Origin of the sequence: Cerasicoccus frondis, assembly GCA_031296915.1 — a bacterium.
GTDB lineage: Bacteria > Verrucomicrobiota > Verrucomicrobiia > Opitutales > Cerasicoccaceae > Cerasicoccus > Cerasicoccus frondis.
On sequence record JAVDPC010000051.1, the window covers coordinates 1 to 19,142 of the forward strand.

Below are 19,142 nucleotides of genomic sequence, written 5' to 3' on the forward strand. Positions count from 1 at the left end.
CTCAATCAAAGCCGCCTTGCGCTGCATCCAATCTCTAACCCACCTGAATCGGCCAATCTAGATGAAAAGTGCTCTAGCAGACATATCGCTGGAGGCGGCCGCGAACACCCTCGTCTTCGAATGGATCGGCCTTGACCCGGAGTCACGCTTCGGCGGGGCGGTTCATTTTTTCCTCTACGACACGATCAAGATCTTCGTCCTACTGGCGGTGATGATCTTCCTGATCGGCGTCGTGCGCACCTGGCTGCCCGAGCACAAGCTCAAGCAATGGATGAGCAAGGGCGGCCTGTGGGGCAATGTCGTGGCGGCAATTTTTGGCGCAGTCACGCCGTTTTGCTCCTGCTCGTCGATCCCGATTTTCATCAGCCTGCTCAAGGCCGGCGCGCCGCTTGGCGTGACGTTTTCCTTCCTGGTCACCTCGCCGATTATCAACGAATACCTGGCCATCCTGATGGTGGGGGAATTCGGTCTGTCCATCACCATCGCCTACGTATTAAGCGGGCTGCTCGTCGGCGTCTTCGCCGGCGCCTTGATCGGACGGCTCGGCCTGGAGCGCTATATCGAGCAGGACATGATTGCGGGCCCCGCCGAAAGCGAAACCACCCGCAGCTATACCTGGCAAGGACGCCTCCAATTTGGGCTCACCGAGGCTGCCGACGTCATCAAGCAAATCTGGGTTTGGGTGCTCGTCGGCGTGGGCATCGGCGCGTTCATTCACAATTACGTGCCGCAGGAAATGATCCAGAACGCCATCGGCGCGACAGGCATTTTCGGCGTGCCCATTGCGACGCTCCTCGGCGTCCCAATGTACGGCAGCTGTGCGGCAATTGTCCCGGTGGCGGTAGTGTTGTTCGAGAAGGGCATCCCGCTGGGCACGGCGTTAGCGTTCATGATGGCGATGGCCGCGCTGAGCCTCCCCGAGGCGATCATGCTGCGCCGCATCATCAAGCTCCCGCTGATCGCCATTTTCTTTGGCGTCACCACGCTAGCGATCATCGCCACCGGCTACCTCCTCAACTTCCTCGCCAGCATCCTCTAGCCAGCGTCCCGCTGGACCGTCGGATGCGTTGCATTCAGATTTGCCCATTGGGCAAATGGCGGAGCGGCAGGCGTTTTATCCAACTGACTATGGTGGCGCGGATCGTCTCCGATCCGTAGTTTCAGGCTGACGGCAAGGTAGGGCGCAGTCTCCAGACAAACCGCAGCGCTGCCTCTCTGTGATCGTCGCTAGTCCGGCTTTATTGCGCCTTAACGTTTAGCTCCGTCGAAAAGGCGACGCGGAAGTCTGAGACCATCTTCATCAGACTGGCGTGAGGCTCCTCATTCATTCGTAGCTTCATTCGGCTCATTGCCTCATCGCCATCTGCCTCGCTCTGATAGTCAGCTATGAAGTGGTAGTCGGGCAAATCAGGAAAACTTGCCTTGTTCGTCATTTTCAGGACTCGGGCATCGATCATTAAGCCATCTTCCATCTCGTTCTGAATGAACCGGGTGAGAAGCGCTTCCACTTCTGGTTCGGTTATCCTAGCTTTTGCGGTGAAGTATACATGGTAAGAATGCATGACGCTTTGATCGTGTTCGGAGGTGTGATAATTTAGAGGTGGCTCGGTTGTTCATCAGGAGGCTGCGCCCTACCTTGCCGTCAGCCTGAAACTGCGCTCGAGACGATCCGCGCCACCTTGGGCAGTTGGCTAAGCTATTTGCCCATTGGGCAAATCTATCGGTGCAGCGGGACGCTGCCTACCGGTCGAGCAGGATGCTCGCCCAGACTTTGTCGGTAAAGTCCATGTAGCGAACGCCGTCGGCGAAGCTGGTCAGGGTGACGGGCTTGCCGTCGCGGATGGAGTCGACGAAGTCCTGCTCCACGCGCCAGCCGATAGCCGTGCCAGCGTCCGGGGTGACGACTTCCGGGGAGCGCCCCGTGTGCGCCACGTAGAGCTTGGATTCGCTGATGTCGAAGTGCACGCTGCCGCGCTCGCATTGGACATCCACATACCACATCGGGCTACCGCTGGCGACGCAAGTGAAGTGGCCGATTAGTTGAGCGCCGTTGTTGTAGCGGCCCAGGAAATTCAAGGTGTCCGGGATGGTCACCGGGGCGCGGCCTTCACCCGAGGCCGTAGGGCGCTCGGAGATGACGGTGGCGGCGTCGGCCTTGACCCAATCTACGTCGACGCCGCGTCCGAGCCAGCGTTGGGCGGTTTCGAAGAGGATGCCCATGGTCATGATGTTGTGCCCGGAGAGATCCGTGCGCTGCCGCCAGGTGAGGGAGGCGGTCGGGTCGGCGGCGGCCCCGCCTATGTGGACCAAGCGCACTAGGCGGAGTTCACCCAACTCATTGATCAGGCGTTGGGCGGTGGCGTCATACTCCAGCGTAAAGGGGGCGGGGACGATTTGCGCGACGAGCTCTGGCTTGGCTTGCGCGGCATCAAGCATCTGCTTGGCCTCGTCATGATTCATGGCCATGCGGGCCTCGGTGAGCACATGCTTGCCAGCGGAAAGGGCAGCGATAGTCGCCTCGGCATGCAGGTAAGGCCACGTGCCGATGCAAACGGCGTCGACCTCGTCGTCCTCAATGACGTCCTGCCAATGCTTACTAATGCGGGGCACGTTAAATTCATCGGCCACGCGCTGGGCGGACTCGGGCGTTCGGTTGGCGATGGTGACGACCTCCACGCCGTCGATGGCCTGAAAGCCAGGGATGTGCATACTGCGGGTATTTCCGCCCGCGCCGATGATGCCAATGCGTAAGGGGTCTGCCATGCGGTTAAGCTAGCACAGGTTGTATGAATGAAAACTCTGAATGCACGAAAATGCTGGGGGGAGGGGATCGTCTTGGTTCGCCATCCCATCCTGATGTAGGGCTCACGCTCGCGCGACGCCGCTTAGGCTGAGCAATGATCCTCGAAACCAAGTTGTTCTAAAATATAGAACATTCTGACTTGACCTATGGCTGTTCCGCATATTAGAACAACCATCATGAACAACACCCTGACCAACGGCTTGGCGCTTCTAACGCTGGTGGCCAATGAGCCGCGACCGCACGGCGTTACCGAGCTGGCGCGGATGGCTGACCTGCCCAAGAGCCACGTACATCGCCTGCTCCAATCGCTGGTCGAAGCCCGTTATTTGGACAAGGACAGCAAGGGCCGCTACCAGATTGGCGTGGGCGCGTTACGACTGGGGCGCGAGCTGTTGCGCAGCTTTCCCATTCGCCGTGTGGCGCTGCCCGAGCTAATGCGCCTCGTGCATGAGCAGATGGTCGCGATTACGCTGGCGGCGCCCTTTGGCCATGAAGCAATTTCCGTCGCTCACTTCACGCATGATGGCCAAATGCGAGATTCGCAGGCAACCCTGGGATCGGTTCTTTCAGCCTACGCCTCCGCAAGCGGTAAGCTATTCCTGGCGCATTTGTCAGAAGCAAAGCTCGATGCCGCGCTCACGCAAATCGACTTTCAGCCCGCTGGGCCGAATACCCACCGTGACGCCAGCAGCCTGAAGCAGGAACTGCCGCTCATTCGTCAGCAGGGCTACAGCTTAAACAACCGTGAAAACGGGACAGACAGTTTCAGTATCGCGGTCCCGATCCACGATCCCGAAGGGGTCGTTATCGCGGCGCTCGGCGCCTCAGGGAACGTGAAGACCTTTACCAGCAAACGCGTTACGGAGCTGACCGTCGCGCTACGCGAAGCTGCTCAACGCATCGAACTTGCTTATCAACAATACCTTAAGGAGGAAATGACCTATGCTGACCGCTGAGCCCAAAGCCAACGATTTAATGACTGCGGAGCACATCCGCCAATACTGGGAGGAAGGCTACACGATTGTGCGTGGCGTCTTCAACGAAGCCGAGCTCAACCAAATGCGGACGGCCTGCGACCGCTGGAAATTCACGGGCGACCTGCTGGGCCGCACTTGGCGCAAACAAAACACCGTGATCTGGGTGGATGAAGATAAGGACGTCGGGACTACCGTTCGTGGCATGCAATGGCCTTCTTACCACGACGCGGTGATGGATAAATTTCGCACGGACCCGCGAATGCTGATGATCGTGGAGCCAATTATCGGCAACAACCTCAAGCAGATCATCAACCAGATGCACTGGAAGCGCCCCGGCTCACAGACCAGCTGGGCGCTCCACCGCGACGTGCGCAGCCGCCAACCATCCAGCGATTTTCAGGATCTCTACACGTCCTGGGTCCAAACGGGCATCGCCATCGACCCGCACCTGAAGGAGAACGGCGCGATGCAAATCGTCCCGGGCAGCCATAAAGACGTCGAGCACAACCCGGAAGACAAAGCCGCCTGGCAGGCGCCCCAGTACGCCGACGATCCGCGCGCGCGCGACATGGTGCTGGAGCCAGGCGACGTGGGACTATGGTCAGCCTACACCGTGCACGGTGGCGGATTTAACACCACGAAATATCTCGACCGTCGGCTCTACATCAACGGCTTCGTTAAAGCGGACAAATGCCTGCGCGGCGAGTGGGCTTGGAAAGACGGCCGCACCTGCGGACTCTACGGCGAGCAAGCGCTGGTGCAGTTTGACGAAGTCGATGAGATCCGCCACGCCTTCTACGCCTCTGAGCTCAACCGCAAAGAAGTCATCCGCGACTAACTAGGCAGCGCGCCGCTGCACCCATGGATTTCTCCCAACTGACCAGAATGGGGCGCTGTCTCCAGACACTCTGGCGGCGCCAAACTACCGGTCCAGCCGGATGCTGGCTTGCCAATGCGGCATTTTCGCTGACGCTGGTTAGGCGATGAAGCCCCTCAGTCACATCATCGAAACCTGCCTTTACGTGGACGACCTGGCCGCTGCCGAGCATTTCTATGGCGAAGTGCTGGGACTGGAGCTCTACAGCCGCGTCGAGGGGAAATTTGTTTTCTACAAAATGGCCGAAGCGATGTTGCTGATCTTCGACCCGCACGCCAGCGATGGCGATGCCCACGAGCTGCCAGACCACGGCGCCACCGGCCCCACCCACGTATGCTTTCGCATGAACGAGGCGGAATTTCCGGCCTGGCGCACCCATCTGGCCGCACGCGGCGTGGCGATCGAGCTGGAGCACGAGTGGCCCAATGGCGCCCGTTCATTGTATTTCCGTGATCCGGCGGGCAACAGCTTGGAGCTGGCGCCGTGGCGTCTGTGGGACGACAACAATAGTTAAAAGCTCCCCGGGAAATGAACCCCTAAGCCGCCCGCTAACGGCTTCTCTTTTTACGCGCCGCCTGCTTTGCCTTGCGTTTACGCGGAGGCGGGACCACGCCAAAACGCGGGTCTCCCTGGCGGATCGCCTCAATCACCGCTTCAGCGACAGGCTCAAAATCGTCATGCTCCTCGGGTATGTAGAGCCATTTCGGAAGAATGTCGTGCGGGCGCAGGGCAGGGAAGTCGCCCATAATGGACTCGTGCTGCTCGCGGTCGACCGTCACCAACAGCCAGCGCCAGGCCTCCTCTCGCGCGGCCAGCACACAGACCATCTTGCCATTGAGATAGCAACCAACCGCGCCGAACATGGGCTTGCGGACGAAGGACGGATCTTCAGCAATGGGTTCGATCAACCAGTCGTATGGATGTGGCTTGGCCATGTGGTGGAGATTAAAGTGAGCCAATTAAAAGTTAAAGATCTTGTTTAGGTGGGAGAGGCGGGGAGCTTCCACACTTTAATCTTCACGCGGCAATCGCCGTGATTGACTTACGCCCCGGACAACAGCGTAATAGCGCCTCATGTTCGTCGACGAAGTAACAGTAAAACTCAAAGCGGGAGATGGGGGCAATGGCTGCCTGAGCTTCCGCCGTGAGAAATACGAGCCCATGGGCGGACCCAACGGCGGCAATGGCGGCCGGGGGGGGAACGTGGTGCTGGTGGGCGACGAAAATACCGCAGACCTGGTCGATTATAAATACATGCCGCATGCGCGCGCCAAAAATGGCGAGCCGGGCCGCGGCTCCGATCAACACGGGGCTTGGGGCGATGACAAACGTCTGCGCATGCCGCTGGGCACCCAGGTGTTCGATGTGGTGAGCGGGCTGATGGTCTGCGAGCTGCTCGAACACGACCAGGAAATCATCCTGCTGCAAGGCGGCAGGGGCGGCCTCGGCAATCTCGTTTTCAAGTCCTCCGTCAATCAGGCGCCGCGGAAAATCACCCCCGGCAAACCAGGCGAGGAAGGCGAGTACCGTTTCGTCCTGAAAACCATTGCTGACTGCGGACTGGTTGGGTTTCCCAATGCTGGCAAATCTTCCATCATGGGCATCTTAACGAAGAATCAGCCCAAGGTCGGCCACTACGCGTTCACCACCATTCAGCCCAGTGTCGGCGTATTGCACTTTCCGGAGACGTTCGAACGGCTGACCATTGCCGACATTCCCGGGCTCATCGAAGGCGCGCATGAAAACCGAGGCCTCGGGCATCGATTCCTCCGCCATGTGGAGCGATGCCGCATCCTGCTCTTCATGATCGATATGGCTGGCGAAGAAGGGCGCGACCCTCTCGATGATTACGCACAGCTTTGCAGCGAACTCGAACTTTATGAAGCCGAGCTCGCCGACCGCGAGCGCATCATCATTGCGAACAAAATGGATGAAGCCGCTGCCGCAGACAATTTGAAGCGCTTCCGTAAGGCGCATGAGGATTTGCAAATCGTGCCTATCTCCTGCCTGAGCGAAGAGGGCATCCCGGCATTGCGCGATGCGCTTTACGATGCAGTCATTCGTCGCAAGCCGCTTACGGAGTAGCGCTCAAATCAGCCTCGGTTGAAGCGCCGATGCTGAGATGCGCATTCAAAATTCGCAAAAGGGCGGTTTTCCCAATAAGGCCCGTCTAGAGGCATAGGATTAAGCGGCCACTAAAACTGGAGTCATGTCCTAAAAAGACCGCCATCAATCAATAATCATATCGTTTGATCTTTGAAGCACGCAACCGGCCACCACACTTATTGATAATGCAATATCAAGGAATTGCCGCCCGTGCTTCGATCTCGTCGATGGCCCACTGGGCGTGTTCCGCGGCGAGCGCATCGTCTGATTCGGCGATGCTGCGCAACATGGGTAAGTCTTCGCCTGTCCCGATGTTTCCGAGGACGACACACACATTGCGGCGCCAGCGACTCAGGCCCGCGCGCTTGATGGGCGTTCCAGCAAAGGTTTCAGCAAATTCCGCCTCCGTCCAGTTGAGCATCGCCGTCAAGTCCGGGTATTCGCGCGAAGCGAACTTTGCCTCCTGTGTCGCCTGCGCCCAGCGATTCCAGGGGCAGACATCCAGGCATTCGTCGCAGCCGTAGATGCGATCGCCAATTGCCCGACGGAATTCCAGAGGAATCGCGCCCTTGTGCTCAATCGTCAGGTAGGAGATGCAGCGCCGGGCATCGAGTTTATAGGGCGCAATGATCGCACCGGTGGGGCAGGCATCGATGCAGCGAGTACACTTCCCACAATGGCTACGCGCGGGTTCGTCCGCCTCAAGTTCTAGCGTGGTGAACACAAACCCAAGAAAAAGCCAGGTGCCATTTTGTTTGTTCAGTAGAATCGTGCTCTTGCCCTGCCAACCGAGCCCCGCTTGCGCGGCAATTGGTTTTTCCAGTACGGGCCCGGTATCCACATATGGTCGTTGCGCACTGCCAAACTCTTCACGCATTGCGCGGCAAATTCGCTTCAGCTTTTGGGTGATCGTTTTATGATAATCCTTGCCGAGCGCATACTTGGCAATGCGACCACGACGCTCGGGTTCTGGCTGATAATAGTTCAACCCCAAGCACACGATGCTACGTGCTTCAGGTATAATGTTCGACGGCGACAACCGACGATCATTGTTGCGCTCAAGCCATGACATTTCGCCATGCTCGCCGCCCGCGATCCACTCCAAGTAATACTCCCGCCGCAATTCAACATCCACCGGCGCGACGCCAAAGGCTTCGAAACCTTCAGCCTTGGCCAGTGCACGCAGACGCTCCTTAGGCGAGGACATGGGAGGAAGATTAAAGGAAAAAGATTAAAGGAAAAAGGGAAAAGCAGACCGACCTAACGAGAGACACGCCAAAAATGCCAGTGGATAGAATCGGTTTATAAAACCTACATTCTGATTTTATAATTTAGAACTGATTAATTTTACTATGGCTCCACTTGCTGATTCGATTGCATTCATTAAATTAATAAATGCTTTGAACCATCGCTTCTTGCCACTTTAAAATTTTGATATAAATCGACCAATCTAAACATTTCTTATCCAATTTCTGAACTCAGTTTTTAAATTTTAAGGTCGAGTTGCTCAATGCGTTTGCGGAGCGTGGCGCGGGTAATGCCGAGCAGCTTTGCGGTTTTGACTTGGTTGCCATCGAACTCCTTGAGCGCACGCACGATCATTTCGCGCTCGATTTCACCCAAGATGCTTTCGTCGATATCTTTGCGCAAAATGCGGTAGAGCGCATCGCATGCGTCAGTCAAACTACCGGGAGTTGCCGCAGTCGCAACAGGCACTGCGGCTGGAGTTGGCATTGCGACCGCAGCCTTGGGTTGCTCGGCGACGGGCATCGGCGCTGGCGTCTGCCCTTCCGGCTCAGCTTTTGCTGGCGCCTGAATCGCAGCCCCTGCCGCGATGTCATTAAACTTTTGCAGCAACTCATCCGGGAGATCCTTGCGCAGGATGGCTTCACCGCCGGCAACTACCGCACTGCGGTAAACAAGGTTTTCGAGCTCACGCACATTGCCCGGCCAATCATAAGCCGTCATAATCGCCATAGCGTCACTGGAGAAACGCTTGGCCCGGGTCTTGCGGTTGCGGTTGAGCTTCTGAAGCACGAAGTCGATCAACGAAGGGATGTCCTCCTTGCGCTCGCGCAGCGATGGCAAACGCAAGCGAACGACGTTGAGGCGGTAGTAAAGGTCCTCGCGGAAGTCGCCTTCGGAAACCAGTTTCTCCAAATCGCGGTTGGTCGCAGCGAGCAGACGGACGTCCACTTTGATCGTTTCGTTGCCGCCGACACGCTGGATCTCGCCCTCTTGCGTAGCACGGAGAATCTTCGTTTGCGTGGTCAGCGACATGTCGCCGATTTCATCGAGAAAGATCGTGCCGCCATCGCAAAGTTCGAACTTACCACGACGCTGTGTGGTGGCCCCGGTAAAGGAACCTTTCTCATGGCCAAAGAGCTCGGACTCAATGAGGTTCTCTGGAATGGCGGCGCAATTGACCGCGATAAACGGGCGGCCGTTCCGCAAACTATGCTGGTAAATGCAGCGCGCAACAAGCTCCTTACCCGTGCCGCTTTCCCCGGTGACCATCACGGTCACATCGCTGGCGGCGACTTGGCCGATGACTTTGAAAACTTCCTGCATCGCATCGGAATTGCCGACGATGCCTTCGCGGTAGTCATCGCTGTTGAGCGTGGGTTCGTATTCCTCCTTGGTTTCGTGGAGGTCGGCGTAGGCGGCAAACGCCTTTTCAATCAAGCCGAGGATCTTGGCGATATCGAACGGCTTGATGATGTAATCGAACGCGCCAAACTTCATGGCCTCAATCGCAGTCTGCGTCGTGCCAAAAGCAGTCATCAGGATGACCATGGAATCCGGACTGGACGTGCGCAGGTGCTGCAGCGTCTCAATGCCCGTGATGCCGCCCATGCGGTTGTCCAACAGGATGACCGACGGCTTTTCCTTTTCGGCGACCTTCAGGCCTTCTTCGCCGGATGACGCCTGGATGATGCGGTAATTGCGCGCAGACAGCACGCGCTCCAGCGAGTAGCGGAGCCCCTCGTCATCATCGATTACCAAAATAGATTGTTCTTCGGACATTGCAGTGACTGAGTGAAAGCCGCGCTTTCACTTGCGCGACTCATTAATGCCTCTAACGTAGAGCGGATTCGACGAAGCGCAAGTGTCTAACTCATCCTGGAAAATCGGCCGTTTGTTCGGCATACAGCTGGAAATTCATTTCACGTTTTTCCTGCTGTTCGCCTTTTATGTCGTGGTGGGCCATCGGGCCATCGGCTGGCAGGGCTCGCTGGCGCTGGGCATTATGATCGTGCTGGTTTTTGTGTCGGTGGCGCTACATGAGCTTGGCCACTGCCTGACGGCCCAGCGCTACGGCATCAAAGTGCCGCGCATCGTCTTCATGGCGATTGGCGGCATGGCCCAGATGGCGAGCATTCCCCGTGAACCGCGCAAGGAAATGGTCATTACGATCAATGGGCCACTGGTTAACTTCGCCATCGCGGCGGTGTTGTTTGCGGTGCTGTCGATCTACTATAAAGACGTAGGGTACGTCGCGGAAGGCAGCGTCAATGTGCTGCGCAAATACGTGAGCGACGAGTATGTGCGTTCACCCTACAGCCCTTGGTCGCTCAAGTGGACGAGCTTTGCCTGGGGACTGCTCGGCTGGAACATCGCCATGGGCCTCTTTAACCTGTTGCCGATTTTCCCCATGGATGGCGGTCGCCTGCTGCGCGCCACACTCGCCAAGAAATTCACCTACCTTAAAGCCACGCAGATCTCGGTATGGGTCGCGAAGCTCATCGCCATCGCCATGATTGGCTATGCGTTGCTGATCTCGCATCACTACCTCTTGGCGGTGCTCCTGGTTTTCATCTGGGTCGGTGGTGATGAGGAGCTCAAGTATGTTCGCGTCATCGAGCAGTACGTTGGCAAATCCATCGGCGACGTCATGGCCCCCCCGCCGTTGAATATTGGCGAAGCTCAGTTGCTTGAACGACGCTTGGAGCCGCACTGGCGGGTAGATGACCATACCGCAGAAATTTTCTCCAGCAGCGGCGTCGCATTTCCCGTCTACGCACAAGACGAACTGGTGGGCCTGGTTTACCCCGACCGACTCTGGTCGCAAGCCGGGTATTGAATTTCCGCTGCATTCCTGATTTAACGTCTGGAACCAACCCACTACAATATGCCCACCGTCATCCAACCTTACCTGTTCTTCAATGGCCGCTGCGAAGAAGCCCTTGAATTTTACCAGAGCGCAATCGACGCATCGGTCAACATGATCATGCGCTTCAATGAAAGCCCGGAGCCGGTCCCCGCAGACCAGGTCCCTGCTGACTTTGGCGACAAGATTATGCACTGCTGCTTTAAAGTCGGCGAGTGCGACATCATGGCCTCCGACGGCTGCGAGGAAGGCGCCAAGTTTGACGGCTTTTCGCTCTCCATCACCGTCGAAGACGAGGCGACTGCGCAAAAGTATTTCGCTGCCCTGACCGAAGGCGGAACGATCACCATGCCGCTGGGCAAAACGTTCTGGTCACCCTGTTTCGGCATGGTCACCGATAAATTCGGCGTGAGCTGGATGGTGAACGTTTTCCAGGAAGGATTTTAATCCTCCAACTGCACTTCCTTGTTGCGGTGGCGGGGGCAATCCGGAATCGACAGTGACTAATTCTTGCACTATGTATTCAACATGAGCGTAAAAGAAATGGCCTTGGAAACGATTGCCCACCTACCGGATGACGTGAGCTGGGAAGTGGTCAAGGAGCGCATTGAGTTCGTCTCAGCGATAGAGCGTGGTCTGCAGGAGCTCGACGCGGGCAAGGGCATGCCAATTGAAGACGTGGAAAGTGAACTCCGGGAATGGCTTTCCAGGTAATTGTTGCCCCTTCGGCGCGTGAGGATCTAGGCGCAATCGTAGAATACATTGCTCAACACGATCCTGCCGCTGCAGAGCGTTTAGGTTTAGCCATCATCGCAATCACCAAGAAAATCGCCGAGTTTCCGAGAATTGGCCGCATCGTGCCAGAATTCGGATGGGACACCATTCGTGAAATCGTCTTTAAAAACTATCGGCTCATCTACCGTATCAAAGATGAAGAAAAGAAAATCGAGATCGTCCGCATCTGGCACGCCAAACGCGGACACCCGATAATTCCCTAGTCCTCCAGTTGCACTTCCTTGTTGCGGTGGCGGGGGCAGCCAGCGCGTAACCAGCCGTTGACGAACGGGTCAAGGTCACCGTCCATCACGCCCTGCACATTGCCGGTTTCGACGCCGGTGCGCAGGTCTTTGACCATTTGGTAGGGCTGGAAAACGTAGCTGCGGATTTGGTTGCCCCAGCCGATCTGCCCCTTTTCGCCGTAGAACTTTTCCATCTCCTGGCGCTTTTCGTCGAGCTTCAGTTCGTAGAGCTTCGACTTAAGCTGGCGCATGGCCTGGTCCTTGTTCTTGTGCTGGGAGCGCTGGCTCTGGCAATAGACAACAATGTTTGTCGGCAAGTGGGTAATGCGGATCGCGGACTCTGTCTTGTTGACGTGCTGACCACCGGCGCCGCTGGCGCGCTGGGTGTCGATGCGGAGCTCGTCCGGCGGGATGTCCAAGTCGATGTCGTCGTCGACTTCAGCCACGACGTCCACCGCGCAAAACGAAGTGTGGCGGCGGCTGTTGGAGTCAAAGGGAGAAATGCGAACCAGGCGGTGAACACCACGCTCGGCCTTGGTGTAGCCGTAGGCGTTCACGCCCTCAAAGCGCAAGCTGACGCTGGAGATGCCGGCTTCTTCGCCCTGTTGCAAGTCTAGCACTTCGACCTTCCAACCACGGCGCTCGGCCCAACGCGTATACATGCGGTAAAGCATATCGGCCCAGTCGCAGCTTTCAGTGCCACCGGCGCCAGCCTGCACGGAAAGGATCGCGCTGTTGGAGTCCATTGGCCCAGTCAGGAACGAGCCGATCTCGAGGTCGTCAATTTGCCCATGAAGCGCCTTGGCGGTCTTGGTGATCTCGGTCAGGTATTCGGCGGCTTCATCTTCGTCCGCTTCTTCCACGAGCTCGACCATCGCATTGAGGTCGTCCACCTGCGGCTGAAACTTGGTAATTTCTTCAATGGCCGCCTTGCACTGATTGCTTTCGGCAATGACTTTTTGCGCGGCTTTTTGGTCATCCCAAAAGCCAGCTTTGCTCATTTGCCGCTCAAGTTCGCCGATGCGATTTTGCTTACCCGGGACGTCAAAGATACCTCCAAAGATGACCCGCACGGCGGGTTATTTCTTCGATCTGAGAACGGACTTCGGGTTCGATTTGCATGGCGTGAAGAAAGAGCCAGCACCGCACGCTTGGCAAGCAGGAATGTTGGAGCGGCAGTCGTCTGGCGTAGCATAGGCGTCTCGCCTGTGCGTGATCGATCTCTTTTAGAATCGTTGATTCGGGCACAGGCGGGACGCCCGTGCTACTGCTTAGCCATTCACGGCGACCGTCACGCCCCAGGCGGTCGCGATCAAAGCCAGGGGCAGGGCCAACAAAAGCTTCGACTTGATCATCGCAGGCCAACGCCGTTGCAATGCATACCCCGCAGCGCCCAGCGGAACTCCTGCGACAAAGCCCCAGACATGCGCCAGCACATCGGTGTTGCCACCACTAAAGCCTGTAAGCAGCAAGATCACAACGCCAGCGCCGAGCGGGATCGCCCGATGCTTGAGGCTGGCTCTTTCCGCAGGCGAAAACCGACCCGCCAACGCATGCCCCACGAGCATGCCCAGGGCGCCAAAAATCGCGGTCGAGGCACCCAGCGAGCCATGATATTCCGGCCAGTAAAACCAGGCGTTGAGCAGGTTGCCAATGTAGCCGCTGAGCACAAAAAACGTCCACCCGAGACCAGCCCCGAAGATGCGGTTGATTAGAAAACCGAAGCACACGCCAGACACCAGATTGGCGATCAGGTGGTCGATGCCGCCATGCAGGGTGAGCGCCGTCATTGGCAGCTGCCATTGCCCATCACCAAAAATACGGGTGTTCACGCTGACGCCCAGCTCCGTAAAGCGCGGCCATTGCGACTGCGCAATAAACATCGCAATAATCACCAGACCATAGCCAACGAGACTCAACGGCGAGGCGGGCTTGTCCGAGGGGAGGGCGGTCAACGGGCGGGGCGGCCAGTTTTTATTTTCGCGCTGATACTTGGCGAGCTGCTCGTAAATGGCCTCCTTGTCTGCTTCGTCTACCCAGAGGTAGCAGCCGCCATCCTCGCCGGGAACAAGCTCGTAGGTAAGGCGCATGGCCAGGATGACGAGCCCGTGCTCGCGCGCTCGCTTGGCCGATGCATAGGGGCCAATCGCAAAAACACCCGAAGGCGGCGCGGGTTGCGGTTCGTCAGATGAATTTTGGGCGTCGGCCACGGGATTCACAGGAAAATCTATTGCGGCTGCCGTGGAAAGCTTCAAACTGAGGCCAACTGCAAACAAGCACGCCATGAGCCTTCCCACGCCAGATCCTATCGACCCGGTCGCCCAAGCGGCAAGCCTGCTGGACCGCATTGAAGCCGCTGTCGCGCCCGGAGGCGCCCGCCCATCCTGGGATGAGTATTTCATGGCCACGGCGTTGCTCATTTCTTCGCGCTCCAGTTGCGAACGCTTGCATGTGGGCGCAGTGATGGTCTCCGCCGGCGCGCACCCCAACCGCATCATTGCGGCAGGCTACAACGGGTTTCTGCCGGGGCATCCACACCAGTCCCGCGTGCGCGACGACCACGAGCAGGGCACTGTCCACGCCGAGCAAAACGCGGTGGCCGACGCCGCCCGACGCGGCATATCCGTGCAAGGCGCCACGGCCTACGTCACCCATTTCCCGTGCATTAATTGCACAAAGATTTTGCTGTCCGCCGGCATTGCGACCATCAAGTATCGCCACGATTACAAAAACGATCCCATCGCCATGGAGCTATTGCGCGAAGCCGGGGTCGAAGTGATAAAGTTATAAACAATGAAGCGAACCCCAGTATTTTTCCTGGCGCTGGCTGGCGCCTGTTCCATCGTCTTGGCTGATGACTCGATCGACAGCCCGCCACCCAACGACGCGCCTGCCCAGCCCTTGCCCGTAGGCCGCTTTCAGCTCAGCGAGACCGGCGGCATCCAACTGGTGATCGACACCGCCACCGGGCGCGTGTGGCAGATCAACCGCAAGCTTGGCGAAGTCACGATGACGCCGGTTCACTACGAACACAGCCCGGAGGCCAAAACGCCACTGCCCGACTACACGCCACCGCCGGAAAACGCGCGCTTCCTCAAAACGCCAGTCGACCCCAAGCTCGAGGCCGAGCGCCAAGCCACCGCCCGTGAATTTATTGCGGAGAAAATTGACGACCCGATCATGACCTACACTGCGCAGATCGGCGCGTTTCCCACCAGCCTGGCGCAGCTCACCACCAATCTCGGGAACAACCCGCGCTGGCAAGGCCCCTACATTCGCGAAACCCTCATCGACCCTTGGGGCAACCATTACAAATTCCTTTACCCGGGCATCCATAATGAAGAGGCCTACGACGTTTGGTCACTCGGTCCGGATGGCGTTGTGAGCGACGACGACATCGGCAACTGGTGACGCTGTCAGGGCGACTCGGCCTTTACTCTGGCCATCATCCACCGCCCGGCTAGACTAATCTTTTGAATATGAGCGACCCAAAAGCCGATTTTGCAGATTTGTCCGGACAACTCCTGGTTTCGCATCCCTCCCTGCTCGATCCGAATTTTCGACACACCGTCGTGCTCATCTCCGCTCATACCGATGACGATGGCGCACTCGGCGTGATCATTAATCGCCCACTCGGCGTAACCCTGGGCGAAAAGAATGACGACTTCACCTTCAGCCCGTTGTCCGATGTGCCCATCTATGAAGGCGGCCCGGTGCAGACCGACCAAGTGATCCTCGCCGCGTGGCGTTGGGATGAGAGCGAGCGGGTTTTTCGTCTGCACTTTGGCCTCAGCGAAGAAGCTGCGCGCAAACTCAAACTGGCCGATGACGAAGCAGAAATTCGCGCCTTTCTCGGCTACTCCGGCTGGTCTCAAGGCCAGATGGAGCACGAGCTAGAACAAAACGCCTGGCTGGTCAGCCCGGTCACGGACACTCTGCTCGCTGACGAAACCGGAGACGAACTCTGGAAGGCCTACCTACACCGCCTCCAGCCCGAGCTCGGCTTCCTCGCCGACGCCCCCGATGATCCGTCCCTCAACTAAGATCACGGCGGACGCTATTCATTTTTACGCATTCAATGATGCCCCTTCGATCCATACTTGCACTGGCGATCCTGGCTTTACCGATCATCGGCGGTCTCTTGCACGCGGAGGAAGTTGAGTATGTCTGGGACATCACCATTGAAGTCAACCAAGGCGACCCGCTCGCCAACGACGGCGACCCCACGACGCCGTTTCGCACCATCCAGGCTGCGGCGACCAATGCCCTGGGCTTCGCCCGCGCGGGGAAATCTGTCCGCGTGTTGATCGAGCCCGGCGTTTACCGCGAAGCCGTTACTTTGCGTGGCAAAGTAAATGAGGTCAACGCAGCCATCAAGTTCGAGGGCACAGACCCGGGCCACGTCGTCCTCAACGGCACGCAAGTCGTAGACGGATGGGACATTGGCGACTACGATATTTTTGAACTGCCGTGGACGCCGACCAAGACGAACCCAACAATTTATTGCGAAGGCGCCCGGCTCGTGGAAGCGCCTTCGCCCCAGCAGGTGCGCCAAGGCCAAGTGTGCTTTGTCCGCGGCGAAGAACCGAAAATATACCTGCTGCCGCCCAAGGGCGGCGTCGTCAAGGCTGGCACGATCGAAGTCAGTCGGCAGGACGCGGGCATCCAGTCGCGAGACGTCGACGGACTTTATTTGGAAAGCCTGGCGTTTGAACGTGGTTTTGCGGCGGCAATCGATATTCAGGGCGGCGACGGCCTCATCCTCAATAACATCGCCGTGGAGTATTGTCATGGAGACGGCGTGCGCGCCGCAGATCTTGAGCAAGTGCGCATTCGCCGGCTTATTGTGGACCGCTGTGGGGGCAACGGCATCGTCTTACGCGGCTTGGGTAAGCTGGCGATGTCCGGCGCGGAAGCAAAGCTGAATAACTGGTCCGACCAAACCACGGAGCTGGCTGGCGTATCGTTAGAGCGCTGCGGCGCCGTCAAGGTCTGGTCCCTGAAGACCTCGGAAAATCATGGCGCCGGTCTATGCCTGCAGGGCAATGGCCCGGCTCAATTGGCCAAAATCACGGCGCTTAACAACGGCGTCGGCATCGTTACCCGAAACAGCACAGACTTGGCTACGTTTAGCGAATCCCAGATCGCCTACAACACGGGGGATGGCCTCGTCGTCGATGGCGCTGCGGCTTATCTCATGGCCAACGTCTTTTACGGAAATGGCGATGCGCAGATCGAACTCGCTCCGGGCAATTCAGCCTGCGAACTGCAAATTTCCCGCAATATATTGGTGGCCCGTAAAGGCGAGCTGCTCATCGACGTAGCCGCCAAGGAGCACGCCATTCTGGCCGAGAAAAATCTATATGAAGCGCCGGATAAAAAGCCATTTCGCGCCTTGGGCCAGAAGTTGACCTTCGCGCAATGGCAGGAAATCGCCGGCTTGGACCTCGACTCCTATCAAGGCGAAGCCAAGCTGCTGGAGCCTGAAAACTACGGCTTCACGCCCACGCCGCAGAGCCCATACTTCAAGATGAGCCAATGGCCGGTGCGAAAATTGGATTGATTCAACGGGCTTTTACGCTTGGTTAAGCAGGCTTGTCGAAATCCCTCCAGCATTTCCCCCTTGGGGCAACCATCCCGGACACCGTACATGCGGTGTGCTGCAGCCTGCCCACCATGGACGATGTGATCGGCTACGAGGAAAAGCGCCCCGAGACGATCAGCCGCGTCAAATACGCATACCCGCGCTTTGTGCTGCACGACTATGTCGTTCAGGCAATGAACCTGGCCGCCGAACGCCAGGACCTGCCGGATAATTTAATCTACCTGCTTCCATCCGAGCAAGCCGCGCGGGACTGCATGCGCTGGCTCGGCGTCGAAGCTGAGCTCCGTGAGGAGTTCGATTTCTTCTGCGTCGTTTTACCCAACACCGACGAGCTGCGCCGTCGGGGCAAAGCTTTCCTCCAGCACACTGGCTTGAGCATTTCCTCGCGGCATGCGGAAGATTACTTAAAGCATCATGGCAAACTCGAAGCAGAACCCAACTTTGCACTGCAAAGTAACTCTGCAAGAGAAAGTAAAGACCGTGTTCTGAAAGTTCTACGCCAATACCTGCCGACGGAAAACCTCTACCTGGCCAACTGCGGCATGAACGCCTTCTATGGCGCACTGAAAGCCGTGCAGGAAATCCAGGCTCCCAAGAAGCGCATTCGCTACCTGCAACTCGGGTGGCTCTACCTCGACACGCAACGCATTCTGGAGCAATTCATCGGCCCGGAAAACAAGCTAACCGTGCATCACGATGTGTTCGATGAAGCATGGCTGCGCACCTTCTTTTCCGAACATGGCCATGAGCTATCGGCCATTGTAACCGAACTGCCGACCAACCCGTTGATCCAGACGCCCAACGTTGCGTTGCTTGACGAGCTTTGTCGGCAGCACGGCGTCATTCGCATTTACGATCCGACCATCGCCGCCATTTCCAGCGTCGACGTGTTGCCGCACACCGACCTGCTCGTAACCAGCTTGACGAAGTACGCCGCGCACGAAGGCGATGTCATGATTGGCGCCGCCGCGATCAATCCACAGAGTCCGTTTGCGAGCGAACTTTCCACTGCTCTGGCTGGCAAGTGCGAGCCGCCTTACGTGCGCGACCTCGCCAAACTCGCTGCGCAAATTGAGGCCATGCCCAGCGTCATCGCCAAGCAAAACGCCAATGCCAAGGCGCTTGCTGCGTGGCTGGAAACGCATCCCGCCGTGAGCAAAGTATGGCATCCCTGGGAAGCAAAGTCCGCCCGGAACTTTGCCGCCATCGCCCGCAGCAAAGACTCATGCGGTGCGGTGCTCACGATCGAGCTCAACGTGCCGCTCACCCAGTTTTACGACCGCGCGCGCATTGTGAAAGGCCCCAGCTTCGGCACCACCTTCACGATGATGTGCCCCTTCATGTACCTGGCGCACTACGATCAGGCCAGCCATGAAGAAGGCCGCGCTGAACTCCGCGCTTGCGGCTTGAATCCGGATTTGATTCGTCTCTCGGCCGGCATTGAAGACTTCGAGGAAATCAAGCAGGCCCTCGGTGAAGGTTTGAGGAATTAAAGTGAACAAATTAAAAATTAAAGACGGGGGAGCAACCTTGCCCGCTAAGAAACGCGAAGCTTCGTGAAGAAAAATTCTAGTGTGGTGTCAGCGAAGTTCGCTGCATAAATACTGAACCTTACCGAGGATCAGATCTGCGTCCGCTGTCCAC

The 19,142-nt window shown here is 57.7% G+C and carries 21 protein-coding genes; 14 read left to right on the forward strand and 7 right to left on the reverse strand.

From position 1 onward, the window contains the following. Positions 1-61: 61 nt before the first annotated feature. Positions 62-1,039, forward strand: a complete 978-nt coding sequence (locus RBB63_RS22915; protein WP_309387718.1) for a permease — start codon at positions 62-64, stop codon at positions 1,037-1,039. 199 nt (positions 1,040-1,238) lie between these two features. On the opposite strand, the gene RBB63_RS22920 is transcribed toward RBB63_RS22915, so the two are convergent. After that, positions 1,239-1,562: a hypothetical protein gene (locus RBB63_RS22920; RefSeq protein ID WP_309387720.1), complete on the reverse strand. Its 324-nt coding sequence runs from the start codon at positions 1,560-1,562 to the stop codon at positions 1,239-1,241. Positions 1,563-1,740: 178 nt separating this feature from the next. Further along, positions 1,741-2,763, reverse strand: coding sequence for a Gfo/Idh/MocA family protein (locus tag RBB63_RS22925; protein ID WP_309387721.1), 1,023 nt, complete (start codon positions 2,761-2,763; stop codon positions 1,741-1,743). Positions 2,764-2,979: 216 nt separating this feature from the next. On the opposite strand from RBB63_RS22925, the gene RBB63_RS22930 reads away from it, so the two are divergent. The 3 genes from RBB63_RS22930 (at position 2,980) to RBB63_RS22940 (ending at position 5,171) form a co-directional block, all read left to right on the forward strand. Continuing rightward, on the forward strand, positions 2,980-3,759 hold the full coding sequence (locus RBB63_RS22930) for an IclR family transcriptional regulator (RefSeq protein ID WP_309387723.1): 780 nt from the start codon (positions 2,980-2,982) through the stop codon (positions 3,757-3,759). After that, entirely contained in the window at positions 3,746-4,618 is an 873-nt protein-coding gene (locus RBB63_RS22935) for a phytanoyl-CoA dioxygenase family protein (protein ID WP_309387725.1), read from the forward strand. The genes RBB63_RS22930 and RBB63_RS22935 overlap by 14 nt, the downstream gene beginning before the upstream one ends. Positions 4,619-4,763: 145 nt before the next feature. Continuing rightward, a complete protein-coding gene (locus RBB63_RS22940) occupies positions 4,764-5,171 on the forward strand; it encodes a VOC family protein (RefSeq protein WP_309387726.1) in 408 nt (135 codons plus the stop codon). Positions 5,172-5,205: 34 nt separating this feature from the next. On the opposite strand, the gene RBB63_RS22945 is transcribed toward RBB63_RS22940, so the two are convergent. Next, on the reverse strand, positions 5,206-5,616 hold the full coding sequence (locus tag RBB63_RS22945) for a hypothetical protein (protein ID WP_309387728.1): 411 nt from the start codon (positions 5,614-5,616) through the stop codon (positions 5,206-5,208). 115 nt (positions 5,617-5,731) lie between these two features. On the opposite strand from RBB63_RS22945, the gene obgE reads away from it, so the two are divergent. Further along, positions 5,732-6,742 (forward strand): GTPase ObgE, encoded by a 1,011-nt coding sequence (gene obgE / locus RBB63_RS22950; protein WP_309387729.1) that lies wholly within the window; start codon positions 5,732-5,734, stop codon positions 6,740-6,742. Between the two features lie 214 nt (positions 6,743-6,956). On the opposite strand, the gene queG is transcribed toward obgE, so the two are convergent. Together queG and RBB63_RS22960 are read right to left on the reverse strand one after the other, a co-directional pair. Then, complete coding sequence (gene queG / locus RBB63_RS22955; RefSeq protein ID WP_309387731.1) at positions 6,957-7,970, reverse strand: tRNA epoxyqueuosine(34) reductase QueG; 1,014 nt, start codon at positions 7,968-7,970, stop codon at positions 6,957-6,959. Between the two features lie 278 nt (positions 7,971-8,248). Then, positions 8,249-9,790: a sigma-54-dependent transcriptional regulator gene (locus tag RBB63_RS22960; protein WP_309387733.1), complete on the reverse strand. Its 1,542-nt coding sequence runs from the start codon at positions 9,788-9,790 to the stop codon at positions 8,249-8,251. 82 nt (positions 9,791-9,872) lie between these two features. Between RBB63_RS22960 and RBB63_RS22965 the strand changes: the two genes are divergently transcribed. From RBB63_RS22965 to RBB63_RS22980, 4 genes are all read left to right on the forward strand, one after another. Then, positions 9,873-10,847: a site-2 protease family protein gene (locus RBB63_RS22965; RefSeq protein ID WP_309387734.1), complete on the forward strand. Its 975-nt coding sequence runs from the start codon at positions 9,873-9,875 to the stop codon at positions 10,845-10,847. Between the two features lie 48 nt (positions 10,848-10,895). Further along, positions 10,896-11,321, forward strand: a complete 426-nt coding sequence (locus tag RBB63_RS22970) for a VOC family protein (RefSeq protein ID WP_309387736.1) — start codon at positions 10,896-10,898, stop codon at positions 11,319-11,321. A gap of 81 nt (positions 11,322-11,402) precedes the next feature. Next, positions 11,403-11,588, forward strand: coding sequence for a hypothetical protein (locus RBB63_RS22975; RefSeq protein ID WP_309387737.1), 186 nt, complete (start codon positions 11,403-11,405; stop codon positions 11,586-11,588). Then, entirely contained in the window at positions 11,573-11,872 is a 300-nt protein-coding gene (locus tag RBB63_RS22980; RefSeq protein WP_309387738.1) for a type II toxin-antitoxin system RelE/ParE family toxin, read from the forward strand. Before RBB63_RS22975 ends, RBB63_RS22980 begins: the two co-directional genes overlap by 16 nt. Here RBB63_RS22980 and prfB read toward each other — a convergent pair. Both prfB and RBB63_RS22990 read right to left on the reverse strand, forming a co-directional pair. Further along, positions 11,869-13,015, reverse strand: a protein-coding gene (prfB, locus tag RBB63_RS22985; protein ID WP_309387740.1) for a peptide chain release factor 2 whose coding sequence is annotated in 2 segments (ribosomal slippage) — positions 11,869-12,939 and positions 12,941-13,015 — 1,146 coding nt in all. Because the reading frame shifts where the segments join, the coding sequence is not laid out codon by codon here. The genes RBB63_RS22980 and prfB overlap by 4 nt on opposite strands. Positions 13,016-13,164: 149 nt before the next feature. Further along, complete coding sequence (locus RBB63_RS22990; protein WP_309387741.1) at positions 13,165-14,103, reverse strand: rhomboid family intramembrane serine protease; 939 nt, start codon at positions 14,101-14,103, stop codon at positions 13,165-13,167. A 73-nt stretch (positions 14,104-14,176) separates the two neighbouring features. On the opposite strand from RBB63_RS22990, the gene RBB63_RS22995 reads away from it, so the two are divergent. From RBB63_RS22995 to RBB63_RS23015, 5 genes are all read left to right on the forward strand, one after another. Then, positions 14,177-14,683 carry a deoxycytidylate deaminase gene (locus RBB63_RS22995; RefSeq protein WP_309387742.1) on the forward strand — a complete coding sequence of 169 codons (507 nt, stop codon included), beginning with the start codon at positions 14,177-14,179 and terminating at the stop codon, positions 14,681-14,683. A 3-nt stretch (positions 14,684-14,686) separates the two neighbouring features. Continuing rightward, entirely contained in the window at positions 14,687-15,304 is a 618-nt protein-coding gene (locus tag RBB63_RS23000; RefSeq protein WP_309387744.1) for a type II secretion system protein GspG, read from the forward strand. Positions 15,305-15,372: 68 nt separating this feature from the next. Then, positions 15,373-15,936 (forward strand): YqgE/AlgH family protein, encoded by a 564-nt coding sequence (locus tag RBB63_RS23005; RefSeq protein WP_309387745.1) that lies wholly within the window; start codon positions 15,373-15,375, stop codon positions 15,934-15,936. Between the two features lie 35 nt (positions 15,937-15,971). Beyond that, a complete protein-coding gene (locus tag RBB63_RS23010) occupies positions 15,972-17,456 on the forward strand; it encodes a right-handed parallel beta-helix repeat-containing protein (RefSeq protein WP_309387746.1) in 1,485 nt (494 codons plus the stop codon). Between the two features lie 32 nt (positions 17,457-17,488). Further along, positions 17,489-18,991, forward strand: a complete 1,503-nt coding sequence (locus tag RBB63_RS23015) for a PLP-dependent transferase (protein WP_309387747.1) — start codon at positions 17,489-17,491, stop codon at positions 18,989-18,991. The last annotated feature ends 151 nt before the right edge of the window (positions 18,992-19,142 follow it).

Bases quoted from the DNA above. Each gene is read 5' to 3' on its own strand.
- RBB63_RS22915 (WP_309387718.1), top strand. From the start codon at position 62: ATGAAAAGTGCTCTAGCAGACATATCGCTGGAGGCGGCCGCGAACACC.
- RBB63_RS22920 (WP_309387720.1), bottom strand. From the start codon at position 1,562: ATGCATTCTTACCATGTATACTTCACCGCAAAAGCTAGGATAACCGAA.
- RBB63_RS22925 (WP_309387721.1), bottom strand. From the start codon at position 2,763: ATGGCAGACCCCTTACGCATTGGCATCATCGGCGCGGGCGGAAATACC.
- RBB63_RS22930 (WP_309387723.1), top strand. From the start codon at position 2,980: ATGAACAACACCCTGACCAACGGCTTGGCGCTTCTAACGCTGGTGGCC.
- RBB63_RS22935 (WP_309387725.1), top strand. From the start codon at position 3,746: ATGCTGACCGCTGAGCCCAAAGCCAACGATTTAATGACTGCGGAGCAC.
- RBB63_RS22940 (WP_309387726.1), top strand. From the start codon at position 4,764: ATGAAGCCCCTCAGTCACATCATCGAAACCTGCCTTTACGTGGACGAC.
- obgE (WP_309387729.1), top strand. From the start codon at position 5,732: ATGTTCGTCGACGAAGTAACAGTAAAACTCAAAGCGGGAGATGGGGGC.
- queG (WP_309387731.1), bottom strand. From the start codon at position 7,970: ATGTCCTCGCCTAAGGAGCGTCTGCGTGCACTGGCCAAGGCTGAAGGT.
- RBB63_RS22960 (WP_309387733.1), bottom strand. From the start codon at position 9,790: ATGTCCGAAGAACAATCTATTTTGGTAATCGATGATGACGAGGGGCTC.
- RBB63_RS22970 (WP_309387736.1), top strand. From the start codon at position 10,896: ATGCCCACCGTCATCCAACCTTACCTGTTCTTCAATGGCCGCTGCGAA.
- RBB63_RS22975 (WP_309387737.1), top strand. From the start codon at position 11,403: ATGAGCGTAAAAGAAATGGCCTTGGAAACGATTGCCCACCTACCGGAT.
- RBB63_RS22980 (WP_309387738.1), top strand. From the start codon at position 11,573: ATGGCTTTCCAGGTAATTGTTGCCCCTTCGGCGCGTGAGGATCTAGGC.
- RBB63_RS22995 (WP_309387742.1), top strand. From the start codon at position 14,177: ATGAGCCTTCCCACGCCAGATCCTATCGACCCGGTCGCCCAAGCGGCA.
- RBB63_RS23000 (WP_309387744.1), top strand. From the start codon at position 14,687: ATGAAGCGAACCCCAGTATTTTTCCTGGCGCTGGCTGGCGCCTGTTCC.
- RBB63_RS23005 (WP_309387745.1), top strand. From the start codon at position 15,373: ATGAGCGACCCAAAAGCCGATTTTGCAGATTTGTCCGGACAACTCCTG.
- RBB63_RS23010 (WP_309387746.1), top strand. From the start codon at position 15,972: ATGATGCCCCTTCGATCCATACTTGCACTGGCGATCCTGGCTTTACCG.